General features: G+C 68.2%; 12 protein-coding genes. 3 read left to right on the forward strand and 9 right to left on the reverse strand.

Annotation, left to right across the window (positions count from 1 at the left end; all coding sequences use genetic code 11):
• Positions 1-69 precede the first annotated feature (69 nt).
• The 5 genes from AC1DP9_RS05395 to edd all read right to left on the reverse strand — a co-directional run bounded on the left by AC1DP9_RS05395 (position 70) and on the right by edd (position 6,439).
• Positions 70-936, reverse strand: coding sequence for a transglutaminase family protein (locus tag AC1DP9_RS05395; protein WP_477106802.1), 867 nt, complete (start codon positions 934-936; stop codon positions 70-72).
• 81 nt (positions 937-1,017) lie between these two features.
• Complete coding sequence (locus tag AC1DP9_RS05400; protein WP_092292619.1) at positions 1,018-2,091, reverse strand: alpha-E domain-containing protein; 1,074 nt, start codon at positions 2,089-2,091, stop codon at positions 1,018-1,020.
• A gap of 35 nt (positions 2,092-2,126) precedes the next feature.
• Positions 2,127-3,602 (reverse strand): circularly permuted type 2 ATP-grasp protein, encoded by a 1,476-nt coding sequence (locus tag AC1DP9_RS05405; RefSeq protein WP_477106803.1) that lies wholly within the window; start codon positions 3,600-3,602, stop codon positions 2,127-2,129.
• 243 nt (positions 3,603-3,845) lie between these two features.
• On the reverse strand, positions 3,846-4,364 hold the full coding sequence (locus AC1DP9_RS05410; protein ID WP_092292614.1) for a gluconokinase: 519 nt from the start codon (positions 4,362-4,364) through the stop codon (positions 3,846-3,848).
• Between the two features lie 188 nt (positions 4,365-4,552).
• Positions 4,553-6,439, reverse strand: a complete 1,887-nt coding sequence (gene edd, locus AC1DP9_RS05415) for a phosphogluconate dehydratase (protein ID WP_477106804.1) — start codon at positions 6,437-6,439, stop codon at positions 4,553-4,555.
• A 259-nt stretch (positions 6,440-6,698) separates the two neighbouring features.
• On the opposite strand from edd, the gene AC1DP9_RS05420 reads away from it, so the two are divergent.
• Entirely contained in the window at positions 6,699-7,655 is a 957-nt protein-coding gene (locus AC1DP9_RS05420) for a MurR/RpiR family transcriptional regulator (protein WP_441643826.1), read from the forward strand.
• 43 nt (positions 7,656-7,698) lie between these two features.
• Here AC1DP9_RS05420 and AC1DP9_RS05425 read toward each other — a convergent pair whose 3' ends face one another.
• The 4 genes from AC1DP9_RS05425 to AC1DP9_RS05440 all read right to left on the reverse strand — a co-directional run bounded on the left by AC1DP9_RS05425 (position 7,699) and on the right by AC1DP9_RS05440 (position 13,263).
• Positions 7,699-10,254, reverse strand: a complete 2,556-nt coding sequence (locus AC1DP9_RS05425) for a DNA internalization-related competence protein ComEC/Rec2 (RefSeq protein ID WP_477106805.1) — start codon at positions 10,252-10,254, stop codon at positions 7,699-7,701.
• Between the two features lie 124 nt (positions 10,255-10,378).
• Positions 10,379-11,221 carry a TatD family hydrolase gene (locus tag AC1DP9_RS05430; RefSeq protein WP_092292608.1) on the reverse strand — a complete coding sequence of 281 codons (843 nt, stop codon included), beginning with the start codon at positions 11,219-11,221 and terminating at the stop codon, positions 10,379-10,381.
• A 49-nt stretch (positions 11,222-11,270) separates the two neighbouring features.
• On the reverse strand, positions 11,271-12,020 hold the full coding sequence (gene lolD / locus AC1DP9_RS05435; protein WP_477106806.1) for a lipoprotein-releasing ABC transporter ATP-binding protein LolD: 750 nt from the start codon (positions 12,018-12,020) through the stop codon (positions 11,271-11,273).
• Complete coding sequence (locus tag AC1DP9_RS05440; RefSeq protein ID WP_092292604.1) at positions 12,013-13,263, reverse strand: lipoprotein-releasing ABC transporter permease subunit; 1,251 nt, start codon at positions 13,261-13,263, stop codon at positions 12,013-12,015. The genes lolD and AC1DP9_RS05440 overlap by 8 nt, the downstream gene beginning before the upstream one ends.
• 101 nt (positions 13,264-13,364) lie before the next feature.
• Between AC1DP9_RS05440 and AC1DP9_RS05445 the strand changes: the two genes are divergently transcribed.
• Both AC1DP9_RS05445 and recJ read left to right on the forward strand, forming a co-directional pair.
• Positions 13,365-14,525, forward strand: a complete 1,161-nt coding sequence (locus AC1DP9_RS05445) for a hypothetical protein (protein ID WP_477106807.1) — start codon at positions 13,365-13,367, stop codon at positions 14,523-14,525.
• A 46-nt stretch (positions 14,526-14,571) separates the two neighbouring features.
• A complete protein-coding gene (gene recJ / locus AC1DP9_RS05450; RefSeq protein ID WP_441592054.1) occupies positions 14,572-16,272 on the forward strand; it encodes a single-stranded-DNA-specific exonuclease RecJ in 1,701 nt (566 codons plus the stop codon).
• Positions 16,273-16,342: the final 70 nt, after the last annotated feature.

Raw genomic sequence — 16,342 nt, forward strand, 5'->3', positions numbered from 1 at the left:
GAGCCGCCTCGGCGGCATCGGTCGCTTCGAACGGCCGTCTGATGGAAAGGATTGCTGCCCGGGGTGGGGTCAGTCAGCGACCGGTACCGCTGGCATCGGCGGAATCGGGGTGATGGCGATCTCGACTTCCATCGTCTCGCCCGTCCCGCCCTCCAGAATGCCCCGAATTGGTGCAGCCGAGGCGTAGTCACGCCCCACGGCAAGGCGTACGTGACGGCCATCGGTCAGGCAACGGTGCGTCACGTCGATGCTGCACCAGAGCGCGCTGGCGGCGTCCAGGCAGACATCGGCCCAGGCGTGGCTGGCCATCGACGTGGCGGCCGGGTCATAGAAGTAACCACTGACATAGCGCGCCGGAATGCCGAAGGCGCGGCACGCGGCCACCATCACCTGCGCCTGGTCCTGGCAGACGCCGCTGCCGAGCGCGAAGGCATCGGCGGCGCTGGTACCGACGTGGGTGGTGTTGGCGCTGTAGCGCACGCGGTCCGCGATGCCATCGGCCAGCGCCAGCAACGTCGGCACGTCGTGGCCGGCGGCCAGGAACGGCGCGGCGAACGCGCGCAGCGCGGCCGGGGCCTGCGTGAGCGGCGTGGCGGCGGCAAAGTACAGGGGTGACACGCGCGACTCGCCGGCGTCCGGCTGGTCGTGGAAGCCATGGTGGCCGGGCGACTCCACCTCATCGAGAGGCGAAATCATCACTTCTACTTCGCCAGTCGCCGTGATCGAAATCGTCTGGGCGGGGCCGGACAGCGTGAAGTTATGGACGATGTTGCCAAAGCCGTCGCGGGCCTCGGACAGGTTGCCCGGGGCGGTCAGCGTCCAGCCCTGCACGGACTGAAGCGGCCCCGAACGCGGCGCGAGCCGCAGTTCGTGCACGCTGCGGCGCACTGGCTCGGTGTAACGGTAGACCGTCTTGTGGTGGATCTTGTATTTCACGATAGGGCACGCGCCGCGGCGACCGGTGCCCGGCCCGCCACCCGCCCGATCCGGCAACGGTGTGGCGTGCCCGGCACCTCGTCAGGCAGCCAGCGGGACGAGGAAGTCCCGGCTGATGCCGTTGCCGAGATCGCCAATGCGCTCCAGGAAGCTGGTCAGGTAGGCGTGCAGGCCAACGGCGAAGATGTCGTCGATGCGCGCGTATTTCAGGTCGGCGTGGAGTTTACCAGCCTGGCGCTCCGTCTCCGACGACTGCTGGTTGGCCACCAGCGCGAGAATGGCGACTACCTCGTCCATGCTCGACACCAGCGAGCGCGGCATGTCCGGCCGCAGGATCAACAGCTCCGCCACGCGTTGCGGCGTGATCACGGCGCGATAGATCTTGCGATACACCTCGAAGCCGGACACCGAGCGCAGCACGGCTGCCCAGTGATAGAAGTCGTTCTGCTCGCGGTTCAGGTCATCGTTCTGCAACTGGCTCTGGGACTGCCCGCTACCGTCCTGGGACTGGGATTGGGACTGACTCCGGAATCCCCCGCCCTGGCTCTGGCTCTGCGATTGGCCGCCCTGGAAAGCGAGATCGTCCTCGTCGCGCCGGCCGGAGGCCTGGAACTTGACATCGAGGATCCGCGCGGTGTTGTCCGCCCGCTCCAGGAAGGTGCCGAGCCGCATGAAGTGGAAGGCGTCGTCCTTGAGCATGGTGCCGAACTGCACGCCACGCGCCAGATGCGAGCGGAACTTGACCCATTCGAAGAAGCGGGACGGGTCGTCGCGCAGCTCACCCTCGGCAATGATGCGCTGCACATCCAGCCAGGTGGTGTTCAGCGTCTCCCAGACCTCGGTGGTCAGCGAGCCGCGCACCGCGCGGGCGTTCTCGCGCGCCGCGCGCAGGCAGCTCATGATCGACGACGGATTGGTCATGTCGCGGACCATGAAGTCGATCACGTCGTCGCGGTGCAGCAGCCCGTACTTGTGGTCGAAGGCGTGGGTCAGCTCGGAAATATCGAGCATCGCCCACCAGCCCTGCTCGGCCACTTCGGCGGACTGCGGCAGCAGCGAGGTCTGGTAATTGACATCGAGCATGCGCGCGGTGTTCTCGGCGCGCTCGGTATAGCGGGACATCCAGAACAGATGGTCGGCGGTGCGGCTCAACATGATGGGTTCTCCCGGCGATCGGCGTGTTCCATGGCTCAGCGCTCCAGCACCCAGGTGTCCTTGGTGCCGCCCCCCTGAGAGGAGTTGACCACCAATGACCCTTCGCGCAGCGCCACGCGGGTCAGCCCGCCCGGCACCATGCGCACCTCCTTGCCCGACAGCACGAACGGCCGCAGGTCGATATGGCGCGGCGCGATGCCCGACTCCACATAGGTCGGGCAGGTGGACAGCGCCAGCGTCGGCTGGGCGATGTACTGCTCGGGGCGCGATTTCACCACCTCGCGGAACTGGTCGATCTCGGCGCGCGTGGCCGCCGGTCCGACCAGCATGCCGTAGCCGCCCGCGCCGTGGGTTTCCTTGACCACGAGGTCGGCCATATGGTCGAGCACGAACTGGAGATCGTCCGGGCGCCGGCACATATAGGTCGGCACGTTGTTGAGGATGGCCTCCTCGCCCAGATAGAAGCGGATCATGTCCGGCACGTAGGGGTAAATCGACTTGTCGTCGGCCACGCYCGTGCCGATGGCGTTGCTGATCGTCACGTTGCCGGCCCGGTAGACCGACAGCAGCCCGGCCGCACCGAGCGCCGAATCTGGACGAAATGCGAGTGGATCAAGGAAGTCGTCATCCACGCGCCGGTAGATCACGTCGATGCGCTGCGGCCCCTGCGTGGTCCGCATATAGAGGTGCTCGTCCTCGACGAACAGGTCGCTGCCCTCCACCAGTTCCACGCCCATCTGTTGAGCCAGGAATGCATGCTCGAAGTACGCCGAGTTGTACATGCCCGGCGTGAGCACGACCACGGTGGGATCGGCGATGTTCTGGGGCGAGACACTGCGCAGCATGTCCAGCAGCAGGTCGGGATAGTGCGCCACCGGCGCCACCCGGTTGCGCGCGAACAGCTCCGGGAACAACCGCATCATCATCTTGCGGTTTTCCAGCATGTACGAAACGCCGGACGGCACCCGGAGGTTGTCCTCGAGCACGTAGAACTCGCCCTCGCCGGCCCGCACCACGTCGATGCCGGCCACATGGGCATAAATGTCGCGCGGCACATCCACGCCGAGCATCTCCGGCCGGTATTGGGCGTTGTTGTAGATCTGGTCGGGCGGAATCACGCCGGCGCGGATGATGTCCTGGCCGTGGTAGATATCGTGGATGAACCGGTTCAGCGCCGCCACGCGCTGGCGCAGGCCGCGCTCGAGCGTGGCCCACTCGCTGGCCGGGAAGATGCGCGGAATCACATCGAACGGAATCGTGCGCTCGGTGCCGCTGTTCGACTCGTCCTTGTCGCCGTAGACGGCAAAGGTAATGCCCACGCGCCGGAAGATAAGGTCCGCCTCGGCGCGTTTGTTGTCCATCGTCGAACCGGACTGCCGCCCGATCCAGTCCGCAAAATTGCGGTAGTGGGCCCTGACCGCCCCTGACGGCAGCGTCTGTCCGGCCTCGATGGCCGCCACTGCTCCGTCCTCCCGCCCTTCCAGCATCTCGTCGAAAAACCGCGCCGCCATGATGGCCGCTCCTTCGTGAAATGGGCGCCCGCGCCGGCCTCGTACTGACCGTGCCGTGCCGTCTCCCCGGTCGCCCGTTTGTCGATGCCTTGTCGAGTTGGCTCTTTCAGCATATCCGTACCGGCAAAACCCGCAAGGGTCACGCGCGCCGGCACGTGAATCGGTTTAGCAAGATGCTTGCCAGCCAGGCGCCGCCGAAGGCACGGCGCCAAGGGCTGGCTGGCGGCTTCAGGTCAGTTCAGATCAGGCGGCGGGCTTGCCGGAGCAGGCGGCCGACTCGGGCGGGCACTTGTCCAGGATGTCCTGGACCAGCGCCTCGGGCGTGCGGCGGATGTCCAGCACCAGCGCGTCGCGTGGCTCCTCGAGGGTGTCGAACTGGCTTTGCAGCAGCGCCGGGTTGAAGAAATGGTCCGTGCGCGCCGACAGCCGGCTGCCGATGGTGCCGGCGTCGCCCTTCATGAAGACGAAGGTCACACCGCCGTCGGGCGGGGTCAGGCGGTCGCGGTAGGTCTGGCGCAGCGCCGAGCAGGTGAAAACGTGGGTGCGGCCCTCGGCCCGGGCGGTGTCGATGGCGGCGCGCATCGCGGCCAGCCAGGGCCAGCGGTCCTCATCGGTCAGCGGAATGCCGTTGTGCATCTTGGCCTTGTTGGCCTCGCTGTGGAAGGCGTCGGCATCGTGGAAGCCGCAATGCAGTTGGCTGGCCAGCAACTGGCCGACCGTGGTTTTCCCGCTGCCGGAAACGCCCATCAGGATATAGATCATGTCTGCTCCGTCGATCATGGTCGGATGGTCGGGCCATCCTTGTCGGTAGCCTTCGGGCGCGAAAGACGTGGCGCGAAGGTGCACCGCGGCATGGAGATACCTGGCCGCGGCGATTGCTGAAAATCGTAAAACGACTAAACGATGACTAAACGACGACTAAGTGCGTGCAGGGCAAGTTGGGCGCCCGCCTATTGTGCGACCACGCCGRCCGTTTGGACAGCGGGCGCGGCGTCGGCCTCGGACAAGTCCAGGGCGCTGCCGCCTTCTTCGGCGATCCGGGCATGGCGCCGGAACAGTCCGAACAGACCGCGCCCCATGCTGAAGCGCGCAAAATCGTCGTCCGGAGCGGTCGCCGGGATGCGCGCGGCGAATTCTGCGTGCGCGGCGGCATCGCCGACCAGGGTCAATGTGCCGGCTACGGCATCCACACGAATCCGGTCGCCATCGCGCACCCGCGCCAACGGGCCGCCTACAAGCGCCTCCGGACCCACATGAATCACCGCCGGTACCTTGCCGGACGCGCCCGACATGCGGCCATCGGTCACCAGCGCCACCTTGTGGCCGGCATCCTGTAGTGCGCCGAGTGCCGGCGTGAGGCGGTGCAACTCGGGCATGCCGTTGGCGTTCGGCCCCTGGAAGCGGACCACCGCCACCACGTCGCGATTCAGTTCGTCGGCCTCGAAGGCGGCTTGCAGCGCCTCCTGGGAGTCGAACACGCGGGCCGGGGCCTCCACGATACGGTGCTCGTCGGCCACGGCCGACACCTTGATCACGCCCCGGCCGAGGTTGCCGGCCATCAGGCGCAGCCCGCCCTCCTTCGAGAACGGCGCCGACGCCGGTGCCAGCACGGCGGCATCGCCACTCGTGGTCGGACCGTCGCGCCAGCGCAGCGCGCCGTCGGTCATCACCGGCTCCTCGGTGTAGCGCGCCAGCCCTTGCCCCATCACGGTCTGGACGTCCTCGTGCAGCAACCTGGCTTCGAGCAGTTGGCCAATCACATAGGCCACGCCGCCGGCGGCGTGGAAGTGGTTCACATCGGCCGAGCCGTTCGGATAGACGCGCGCCAGCAGCGGCGTGACCGCCGACAGGCGGTCGAAGTCATTCCAGTCGATGACGATGCCGGCGGCACGCGCCATGGCGACAAGGTGGATCGTATGGTTCGTGGAACCGCCCGTGGCCAGCAGGCCGACCATGGCGTTGACGATGGCCCGCTCGTCCACGATCTGGGCGAGCGGCGTGTACGCGTTGCCGCGCGCGATCAGCGCCAGCGCGCGCTGTGCCGCGGCCGCCGTCAGCGCATCGCGCAGTCCGCTTTCCGGGTGCACGAAGGCCGAGCCCGGCATGTGCAAGCCCATGATTTCCATCAGGAACTGGTTGCTGTTGGCCGTGCCGTAGAAGGTGCAGGTGCCGGCGCCGTGGTAGGCGGCGCATTCGGCCTCCAGCAAGACATCGCGACCAACCTGACCCGTGGCGTAGAGCTGGCGCACGCGCGCCTTTTCCTTGTTCGAGAGACCGGTCGCCATCGGCCCAGCGGGCACGAAGACGATGGGCAGGTGGCCGAACTGGAGCGCCCCCATCAGCAGGCCCGGCACGATCTTGTCGCACACGCCGAGCATCAGCGCGGCATCGAAGGTGTTGTGCGAGAGCGCGACCGCCGTACCCATGGCAATGGCGTCGCGCGAGAACAGCGACAGCTCCATGCCAGCGTTGCCCTGCGTGATGCCATCGCACATCGCCGGCACGCCGCCCGCCACCTGGGCCACGCCGCCCACCGCGCGGGCCGCCTCGCGAATCACGTTCGGATACCGCTCGTACGGCTGGTGGGCCGACAGCATGTCGTTGTACGCGGTCACGATGCCGAGGTTCGGGGCGTGCTCGACGCGAAGCTTGAGCTTGTCGTCGGCCGGCAGCGCGGCGTAACCGTGCGCCAGATTCGCGCACGACATGCCGCGCAGCGGGCCGAGTTCCCGCTGTGCCCGCTCGCAGCGCGCCAGATAGGCGGCGCGGCTCGCGCGGCTGCGCTCGACAACGCGTTGCGTAACGGCCGACACCTCGGCGTGAACGGATTGGGTCATGGCGACAATGTTCCTCGTGGGGAGCGCCGGGCAAAGAACCGCCCGTCGATATGTAGATTTTCTACATTATAGCCTTGGCCTCCCGCCTGCCGGAAGCCGCTTTCTCGCGAAAATATGATGCTGTCGACGCAAATACGGGAAAGTCCTAAGGGGGCATGCCCACGATTCCCGATCGATCCCCATGTCATTCTGTGTAGAATCTCTACATCTTCAATCCCCAGAATGGCCACGCCGATGGCCAACCGAGACCCGCACCACCATGCGCGACCGAATCCTTGCCGTCTACGACACGCTCCGTCCGTCCGAACGCCGTCTGGCTGACTACGTCACCCGCCACGGCGCCAGCGTGATTCGCCTGTCGATGCCCGAACTGGCCGAACGCGCCGGCGTCTCGCAGCCGACCATCGCCCGCTTCTGCGCCGCGCTGGGCTACGACGGCTTCAAGGAGTTCAAACTCCAGTTCGCCCAGAACCTGGGCGGCGGCACGCCGTTCGTCCACCAGGACGTGGAGGCCGACGACCGCCCGGCCGACATCGCCGGCAAGGTCTTCGACCGCACCATCGCCACACTGATGGCGGTCCGCAACGCGCTGTCGGCCGACCAGATCGAGCACGGCATCCGCCTGCTGGCCAGCGCGCGCCGCATCGAGTTTTATGGCTGCGGCAACTCGGGCATCGTCGCGCTCGATATCCAGCACAAATTCTTCCGCCTCGGCATTCCCACCACGGCCTACTCGGACCCGCATGTCTTCAGCATGTCCGCCGCGTTGCTGCGCCCTGGCGACGTGGCGGTGCTGGTCTCCAACAGCGGCCGCACCTGGGACATGCTGACCGCCGCCACGCTCGCCCGCGCCAGCGGCGCAAGCGTGCTGGCGCTGACCCACAGCGGCTCGCCGCTGGCCCGGCTGGCCGACGTCTGCGTGTTCTCCGACGTCGAGGAAGACAGCGAGGTCTACACGCCGATGACCTCCCGCATCAGCCACCTCGTACTCGGCGACGTGCTCGCTGCCGGCGTGGCGCTGGAGCGCGCTGACACCGTCGCGGCCGGCCTGCAACGTGCCAAGGCGCACCTGCGCGAGCGCCGCATCGGCGGCGCCGCGCCTGAGGCGCCGGCGTCCCGCGAAGCGGTGGCGGCTGCCACCGGCGGCACCGGCGGCACGGCCAAAACCCCGGCGACCAAGACGCCGAAGACCGCGCGCGCTGGTTCGCGCAGCTGACGCCTCCCCGCCCTCCCGAGACAACCCGGGCTGGCGCCGACGCCTAACGCGGCGCCGCCGGTGCATCGCGCCAGTACCGCCGCTCCCGCTGCCGGAATGACGAAATCGCCAGTCGCGACCCCGCCGTGACGATCGACACCGCGCCCGTTTCATCCGTCCGATACCGCGCGATGCCTTGGCGCCCATACCGCCGCCAGACATCGTCGCGCGGATGCCGGTAGCGGTTGCCATATCCGAGCTGAAACACCGCCGCCTCTGGCTGCACCGCACGCAGGAACGCCGCGCCCGACGACGTGCCGCTGCCATGGTGCGGCACCAGCAGGACATCGGCACGCAGATCCTCCGGCGGCACCGCGGCAATCAACCCCTGTTCCTCGCGCACGCCAATGTCGCCAGTCAGCAGCAAGCTGCGGTGCGCCGTGGCCACGCGCAACACGCAACTGCGTGCATTGCTCGCCAGCCGCGCGCTGCCGAGGTCCGACACTGACGGATGCAGGATGGCGAAGCGCACGCCATTCCACGTCCATGCCGCGCCAGCCTCGCATGGCTGCCATGGCGCCGCATTGCTCGCCACACCGCCTTTTGTCGGCGCCGATCCGATCAGGAGCCCGTGATCGAGCGGCGCCCCCGTCAGCCGCCGCCCCACCGGCACCGCGGCCAGCACCTCGCGCACGCCGCCGGCATGGTCCGCATCTTCGTGACTGACCATCAGCGCATCGAGCCGCCGCACGCCCATCGCCCGCAGCCACGGCACGATAACTTGCCCGCCGGCACTGGCCCCCGACGGGTATCCCGGCCCCGTGTCATAGAGCAGCGCATGCGCCTTGGTTTCGACCAGCACCGCCGTGCCCTGCCCGACATCGAGCGCCGTGACACGGACCTCCCCTTCCGGTACGGGCGTCCGGCCCGCCAGTAGCATCGGCATCATCAGCAACGCCCCACACCAGCGTGGCGGTGCGCGCACCGCCGGACACGTACGCCGTGCGGGCCGAGCAGGCCGCGCGCCGCGCAAAGGCGTTGCCGCCCGAACATCCGGCGCCCGCTCGCGAGGCATCAACACGAACACCACCCCGGCAGACGCCAACACCATCCAGACGGGTCCCGCCTGCGCCGCTTCCCAAACGGCCCACGCTGGCGCCGCAAGCCAGGCGAGCGCATCGGACAACCACGTCATCGTCGTATGCGCGACCGCCAGCAGCGGCCTGGCCACAATCACCGGCAGCACAGCACCCGCCAGCGCCAACGGCGTGACGAGCAAGCTCACCACCGGAATGGCGACAGCATTGGCAAGACAGGACACCACCGACACCTGCCCAAACAGCAGCAGCGTCAGCGGCACGAGCCCGACTGTCACCGCCCACTGCGTGCGTGCGGCGCCCGTCAGCGTTGCCCCCACAGCCGCCCTCGCCCTGTGCCACCGCCCCTCCGCCCTCGCCCGCTGCGGCGGTTCCCGCGCGGCAAGAAAGATCGCCGCCACCGCACCGAATGACAGCCAGAACCCGGGCGACATCACGGCCCAGGGGTCAATCGCCACCGCCACGCCCGCCGCCCACGCGAGCACGACCGATGCCGGCGGCGCCCGGCCACTCCACAATGCCAGCGCCGCCACGGCGAGCATGCACACGGTTCGCATCGCCGGCACCTGCATCCCGGCGATCAGTCCATAACCCAAGGCGGTCAGTATCGCCACCACGAGCGCCGCCTGCTGCGCGGGCCAGATCAGCGGCAAGGGCCGGCGCAGCCGCCGCCCCAGCCCGAACGACCTCCGCCACAACCCCAGGGCCAAAGCGCCAGCTGCGCCCGAGATCATCGTGATGTGCAAACCGGAAATGCTGACCAGATGGGAGATGCCGGTCCGTCGAAACACCTCCCAGTCCTCGGTGGCGATACCGCGCTGGTCGCCGATCACCAGCGCCACGAGCACGGCCCCGAAGCGCGCATCCGGCGGCAGCGCCGCACGAAGCCGGTCCCGCAAGCCCGCCCGCCACGCCTGCACGTGAATCGCCCATGGCAACGGCCCCGCCTCCGCCTGCGGCGCGCCGTCCCGCACATAGCCCGTCGCACCGATGCCCTCGCCCAACAGCCAGTACGCGTAGTCGAAGCCATATGGATTGGCCAGCCCGCGTGGCCGCCGCAGCCTGACCGTCAGCCGATAGCGCTGCCCCGGCTGCAACGCCTCCGGCGGATCGCGCCAGGTGAGCAAAACCCGTGGCGGCAGGCGCGCCTCATGCGACCCGGTTACCGCGAACAGGAAGCGCGTGCCCTGGCTTGCCGCATCGGGCAGCCCGGCAACCATGCCCTGCAGCGCGATGTCACGCCCCGCCAGCGCGGGGTCCAGCCAATCCGCCATCCTGCTGTCGGCGTGCCATGCCGCCCACCCGAACCCCGCCGCGCACGCGAGCGCCACCACCGCCGCGCGCCACATCCACCGCCTGACAACAGGCGTATCCCCATGACGACAACGCACGACGTACGTCAGCGCCGCCACGCCGATGGCCCCCGTCAGCGCCTGCCACCACCACCGCCACGCCGACGGCAATACGGCCTGCTGCTGGAGCCACCAGCAACCAGCGACGAACGCCATCAGCACAGCTCGCATCACACCTCCAGGACAACGCTTTCCGATGGCGTATTTGTACTGTGCGCGATGGCGCCAAAACGTTAACGAATGATGTGTTTTTGTGGAAGTTTGTTAAAACGGCGGCCGGCGTCTTGCCACGCGTTCAGCGCGGCGCCATGATGTCTGCAAACGCCGCCAGACGCGGCAGCGCCGCCACCGAGTTGCGCCACATGGCCTGCGCCAGCTCAGCTTCCGGCACGCCACGCAGTTCGCCGAGTACTCGCGCCACGCCCACCACCTCGCCCGGTGTGTTGCGCGCTTTGTGCTGCTCGCCGAACTGGTCGTCGGAGAGCCAGGCCGGCGCGATGTCGGGCGCGTCGGTCTCGAGCACGATGGCCTCGAGCGGCAATTCCGCCGCAAGCCGGCGGATCTGTTTGGCGCGAGAGAAGGTCAGGTTGCCGCCGAAGCCGAGCTTCATGCCGTGCTCGACATAGCGGCGCGCCTGTTCGTGGCTGCCGTTGAAGGCGTGTGCAATGCCCTGCCGCACGCCCACGCGGCGCAGTTGCGCATAGACTTGGTCCTGCGACTTGCGCACGTGCAGCAGCACGGGAAGATCGAAGTCGCGCGCGATCTTCACCTGCTCGGTGTAGAGCCACGTCTGATGGGCGACGTCCAGGCCCGGGACGAAGAAGTCGAGGCCGATTTCGCCGATGGCGACGAAGCGCGGATCGTCCATCGACGCGGCTACCTGGCGTCGCAATTCGTCCAGATCCTGCTGCCCGGCGCCAGGTGTGCAGAGGGGATGGATGCCGAGCGCGTAGACACAGGGGGCGCCGTCCGCCTCGGTGCCGGCATGGGCCAGCGCGCGCACGGCATCGAAGTTGGACACCGCCACGGCAGGCAGCACAATGCCCGAGACGCCAGCCTCGGCCGCCGCGCGCGTGACGCCCGCGCGGTCGCTATCGAACTCGCTGGCGTCGAGGTGGCAGTGGGTATCGATCCACATGGTGGGGGCGCGGGGCGGTGGGTCGGTTGGGGTGAGGACCGATGTCCGGTCAGCGTTCGCGGTGCAGGTGCCCGTCGCGCAGGCGCAACACGCGGTCGCAGCGGCCAGCGAGGTCCGTGTCGTGGGTGACGATGACGAAGCTCGTGCCGAGCGTACGCGACAGTTCGAGCATCAGGTCGTACACGCCGCCGGCCGTGTGGTCGTCGAGGTTGCCGGTGGGCTCGTCGGCCAGCACGCAGGCCGGCTGGCCGACCAGCGCGCGGGCGACGGCCACGCGCTGGCGCTCGCCGCCGGACAGCTCGCCGGGACGGTGCTTTGCCCGCCCGCCCAGGCCCACGCGCTCGAGCATGGCTTGCGCGGCGGCGCGCGCCTCGCGTTCCTTGAGGCCACGGATGCGCATCGGCATGGCGACGTTGTCCAGCGCGGTGAATTCGGGCAGCAGGTGGTGGAATTGGTAGACGAAGCCGAGCGCGCGGTTGCGGACGGTATTCCGCTCGCTCTCGCGCAGCGAGGTGAACGGCTTGCCGAGCAGTGCAACGCGGCCGGCGTCGGGGTTGTCCAGCCCTCCCAGCACGTGCAGCAGCGTGGACTTGCCGGAGCCGGACGCGCCGACGATGGCAACCTTCTCGCCAGCGTCCACGCACACGTCTACGCCGCGCAGGACGTCCACGTCGAGGCCACCCTGGCGGAAACGCTTGGACAGGCCCTCGGCCACAAGCACCGGCGTGCCGGCCTGCACGACGAGGCCGGGCACTGCCGGGAGAGCGGCGGCTTCCTGGAGCAGGGAGGTGTCACTCATAGCGCAGCGCCTCCGCCGGGTTCACGCGCGCGGCGCGCCAGCTGGGGTAGATCGTGGCCAGGGTGGCCAGCACGAAGGAGATGATGCCGATGGTGGCGATGTCGTTCACGCGGGGGTCCGAAGGCAGTTCGCTAATGAAATAGATATCACGTGGCAGGAACTGCACATGCAGCACCCGTTCGATAAAGGGCACGATTACGTCGATATTGGTCGCGATCAGCGTGCCGCCGAGCACGCCGAGGACGGTGCCGATGAAGCCGATCGCCACGCCCTGGACGATGAAGATCTTCATGATCGAGCGCGGCTGGGCGCCCATTGTGCGCAGGATGGCGATGTCGGCCTGCTTGTCGGTCACGGTCATGACCAGCGTGGAGACGAGGTTGAACGCCGCCACGGCGATGATCAGCGTCAGGATGATGAACATCATGCGCTTCTCGGTCTGAACGGCGGCGAACCAGTTGCGGTTCTGCTTGGACCAGTCGCGCAGGTACAGCTCGCCGCTCATCGTGCCGGCCAGCTCCTGGGCCACCTGGGGGGCCCGCTGCATGTCGGACAGCTTGAGCCGCACACCGGTGGGGCCGGACTGGCGGAACAGTGTTTCGGCGTCCTCGATGTCGATCAGGGCCAGGGCGCTGTCGAACTCGTAGTGGCCGGACGAAAACACGCCAACTACGGTGAACTGCTTGAGCCGCGGCAGTACGCCGGCCGGCGTGATGGTGCCCTGCGGCGCCACCAGCGTCACCTTGTCGCCGACGCGCACGCCCATGGCGTTGGCCAGTTCATTGCCGAGCGCGATGCCAAAGCCGCCCGGCACCAGCGCGTTCATGCTGCCGGCGCGGAACTGGTTGCCCACGTCGGAGACCTTCGGCTCCTCGGCAGGATCCACACCACGCAGCAGCACGCCGCGCACCGCGTCTTCGCGGGTGAGCATGGCCTGGGCGGCCACGTAGGGCGCCGCCCCCACCACTTCCTTGTTCCGCATGGCCTCGGCGGCGGTCTTGTGCCAGTCGGGCAACGGTCCTGGGGCGATGACCTCGATATGGGCGAGGACCGACAGCATGCGGTCCCGCACTTCCTTCTGGAAGCCGTTCATGACCGACAGCACGACAATCAGCGCCGCCACACCGAGGGCGATGCCAAACATCGAGATCATGGAAATGAACGAAATGAACGTATTGCGGCTGGCGCGCTTGCTTGCGCGGGTGTATCGCCAGCCGATCTGCCACTCGTAGGGAAAGTTCAAGAGGAATCCTGTTGTTCGGAAGTCGCGCCGGCGGGCCATCCGCCCCCTTGGGTGACGGAAAACTGGCGCCGGCCAGCCGGAAGTTTACAATCTCGGCAACCATGATGACGCACCTGACCCTGATTGTGCCCTTTTCCGTCCCGCCTGGCGCCGGCAACGACGCCGCGGACGACGTCGTCTCCAGCGCGCTGCTGCGGCAGTTGGAGTTGCCGGCGCTCGGAAAGTTGCTCACCCGCGCCGCCCCGGGCCCGCGCGAGACCCACGACGATCCGTTCCTGCGCACCCTGCCGCAGGAGCGCTGGCTGGCCGGCCGGGCCGGCCTGGACACCCGGCAGGTGCCGACTGCGCCTTTTATGCGCCTGGCCGACCTGCGGCAACGTGCCGCGGACCGCCTGCCGGACCCCGCCCAGGCGCCGCCTGCCGCCGCCCTGATCCGGGAAGAGAACGGCGATCAGGGCTGGGCCTGCCTCCAGCCGGTTCATATCCACGCGGCGCGGGATCACCTTGTGTTGATGCATCCGGACCAGCTTGAGATCCGCCCCGACGAGGCCGCTGCGCTGCGCGCCGCCATCGACGACCTGCTCCGTGAGTCCGGCATTGCGCTGGACGCGCCCCACCCCGCCCGCTGGTATGTGGCCGACGATGTATTCGGCGAGCTGGAAGCCACCACGCCGGTGCGCGCCACGGGCCGCAATATCGACATCTGGCTGCAAGCCGGCGCGCGGGCGCGCGACTGGCGACGCCTCCAGAACGAGATCCAGATGACCTGGCACGACCATCCGGTCAACCAGGCGCGCGAGGCCGAGGGCCGCCTGACCATCAATTCAGTGTGGCTCCACGGCGGGGGCAAGCTGAGCCTCGTCAACCGGCTGGCCGACGCCGTGCTGACGGACGACCCGTTCCTGGCTGGCCTGGCCCTCGCCAGCGATAGCCTGCTTGACCCGCAGCCAGCCAAATTCGAGGAAATTGCGAAGGCCGACGGCCATGTCATGGCGATGCTCGACACCGCCACCGAGGCCCATATCGCCCAGGACTGGGGCCTCTGGCTCGAGCGCATGCACGCGCTCGACGCCGAGTGGTTCACCCCGGTACTGGCGGCCTTGGCCGATGGCCGCATCATGGGCGTCACCCTCGTGCTGGGCGGCGACAACCACTACGCCGAGTTCACCGTGCGGCGTGCCGACCTGCGCAAGTTCTGGCGTGGCATGGGCGCGCGCGGCGACTGGCGCGCCCTGCTTTCCGACTTGGCCATGGTGGCCTGATCCGCGCGTTTTCCGCTTTCGCGCCCGCTTTTCTGGACGAACGACCATGACCCGGATCGCCATCCGCTCTTATTCCGAACCCCACGCCGATGTGCTGGCCAAGTCGGGCCTGCACCCCACGCTGGCCCGCATCCTGTCGGCGCGCGGCGTGCTGCATCCGTCCGAACTGGCCACCGAACTGCCGGAACTGACACCGCCCACGACGATGAAGGGCATCGGCCACGCGGCCGAGTATCTGGCCGATGCCATCGCCGCCAACCGCAAGCTGCTGATCGTGGCCGACTACGACTGCGACGGCGCCACGGCCTGCGCCGTGGGCGTGCGCGGGCTACGGATGCTCGGCGCGCGCGTGGATTTCATCGTACCGAACCGCTTCGAGTACGGCTACGGGCTGACGCCCGAGATCGTGGCGCTGGCCGCCCAGCAGCAGCCGGACGTCATCGTCACCGTCGACAACGGCATTGCATCGGTCGACGGCGTGGCGGCGGCCAATGCGCTCGGCATCGACGTGGTGGTGACCGATCACCACCTCCCCGGCGCGGAGCTGCCGGAGGCGGCGGTCATCGTCAACCCAAACCAGCCCGGCTGCGAGTTCCCGAGCAAGAACCTGGCGGGCGTGGGCGTGATGTTCTACGTGTTGCTGGCCCTGCGTGCGGAGCTGCGCCGGCGTGGCGCGTTCACCCAGGCGACCCAGCCGCCGCTGCAAACCCTGCTTGACCTCGTCGCGCTCGGTACCGTCGCGGACGTTGTGAAGCTGGACACCAACAACCGCATCCTCGTGGCCCAGGGGCTGCGCCGGATGCGCGCCGGGCGCATGCATCCGGGCGTGGCGGCGCTGTTCCGCGCGGCCGGGCGTGAGGCCACGCGGGCGAACACGTTCGACCTTGGTTTCGGCCTGGGTCCCCGGCTCAATGCGGCGGGACGGCTCGCCGACATGTCGCTCGGCATCGAATGCCTGCTGACCGACGACCCGAACCGCGCGTGGGAAATCGCCCAGGAACTGGACGGCATGAACCGCGAGCGGCGCGATATCGAGGCCGGCATGCAGCAGGAGGCCCTGCAGATCCTGGAACAGCCGCTGGCGGGACTGGATCCGGCATCGCGCTACACGCTCAGCGTGTTCAACGACACCTGGCACCAGGGGGTCATCGGCATCGTGGCGTCGCGGCTCAAGGAGAAATTCCACCGCCCGACCATCACTTTCGCACCGGGCGACGAGGAACACATCAAGGGCTCGGGCCGCTCGATCCCCGGGTTCCACCTGCGCGATGCGCTCGATCTGGTGTCGAAGCGGCACCCCGGCCTGCTCGTGAAATTTGGCGGACATGCGATGGCGGCTGGCCTGACCGTACGCTCGGCCGACTTCGACACCTTCATGTCGGCGTTCGAAGCCGTTGGCCGCGAATGGCTGACGGACGACCAGCTGGCGCGCGTGATCGAGACCGATGGCGACATCGAGGAATCGTGCTTCAGCCCGGAATTCGTCGCATTGCTAGAAGGTCAGGTCTGGGGCCAGGGCTTCCCGCCCCCCACGTTCTGCGGGGAATTCGATGTCCTGCGCCAGACCGTGCTCAAGGGCAAGCATCTGAAGCTGCAACTGGGGCGCGGCAGCCAACGCTTCGACGCGATCTGGTTCAACCACGCCGACGCCCTCGACGGCGCCAGCGCGACGGTGGCCTACCGGCTGGACAACAACACCTTCAACGGGGTCACGCGCGTGCAACTGGTGATCGAACACGCGCAGTAAATCGGCAGACGCTGGCGGGACTGCGGAAAACTGGTACACATTTCCGCTGTTCTACGATTTACGCGCGCAG

This window comes from Cupriavidus sp. 01L43 (assembly GCF_056399925.1).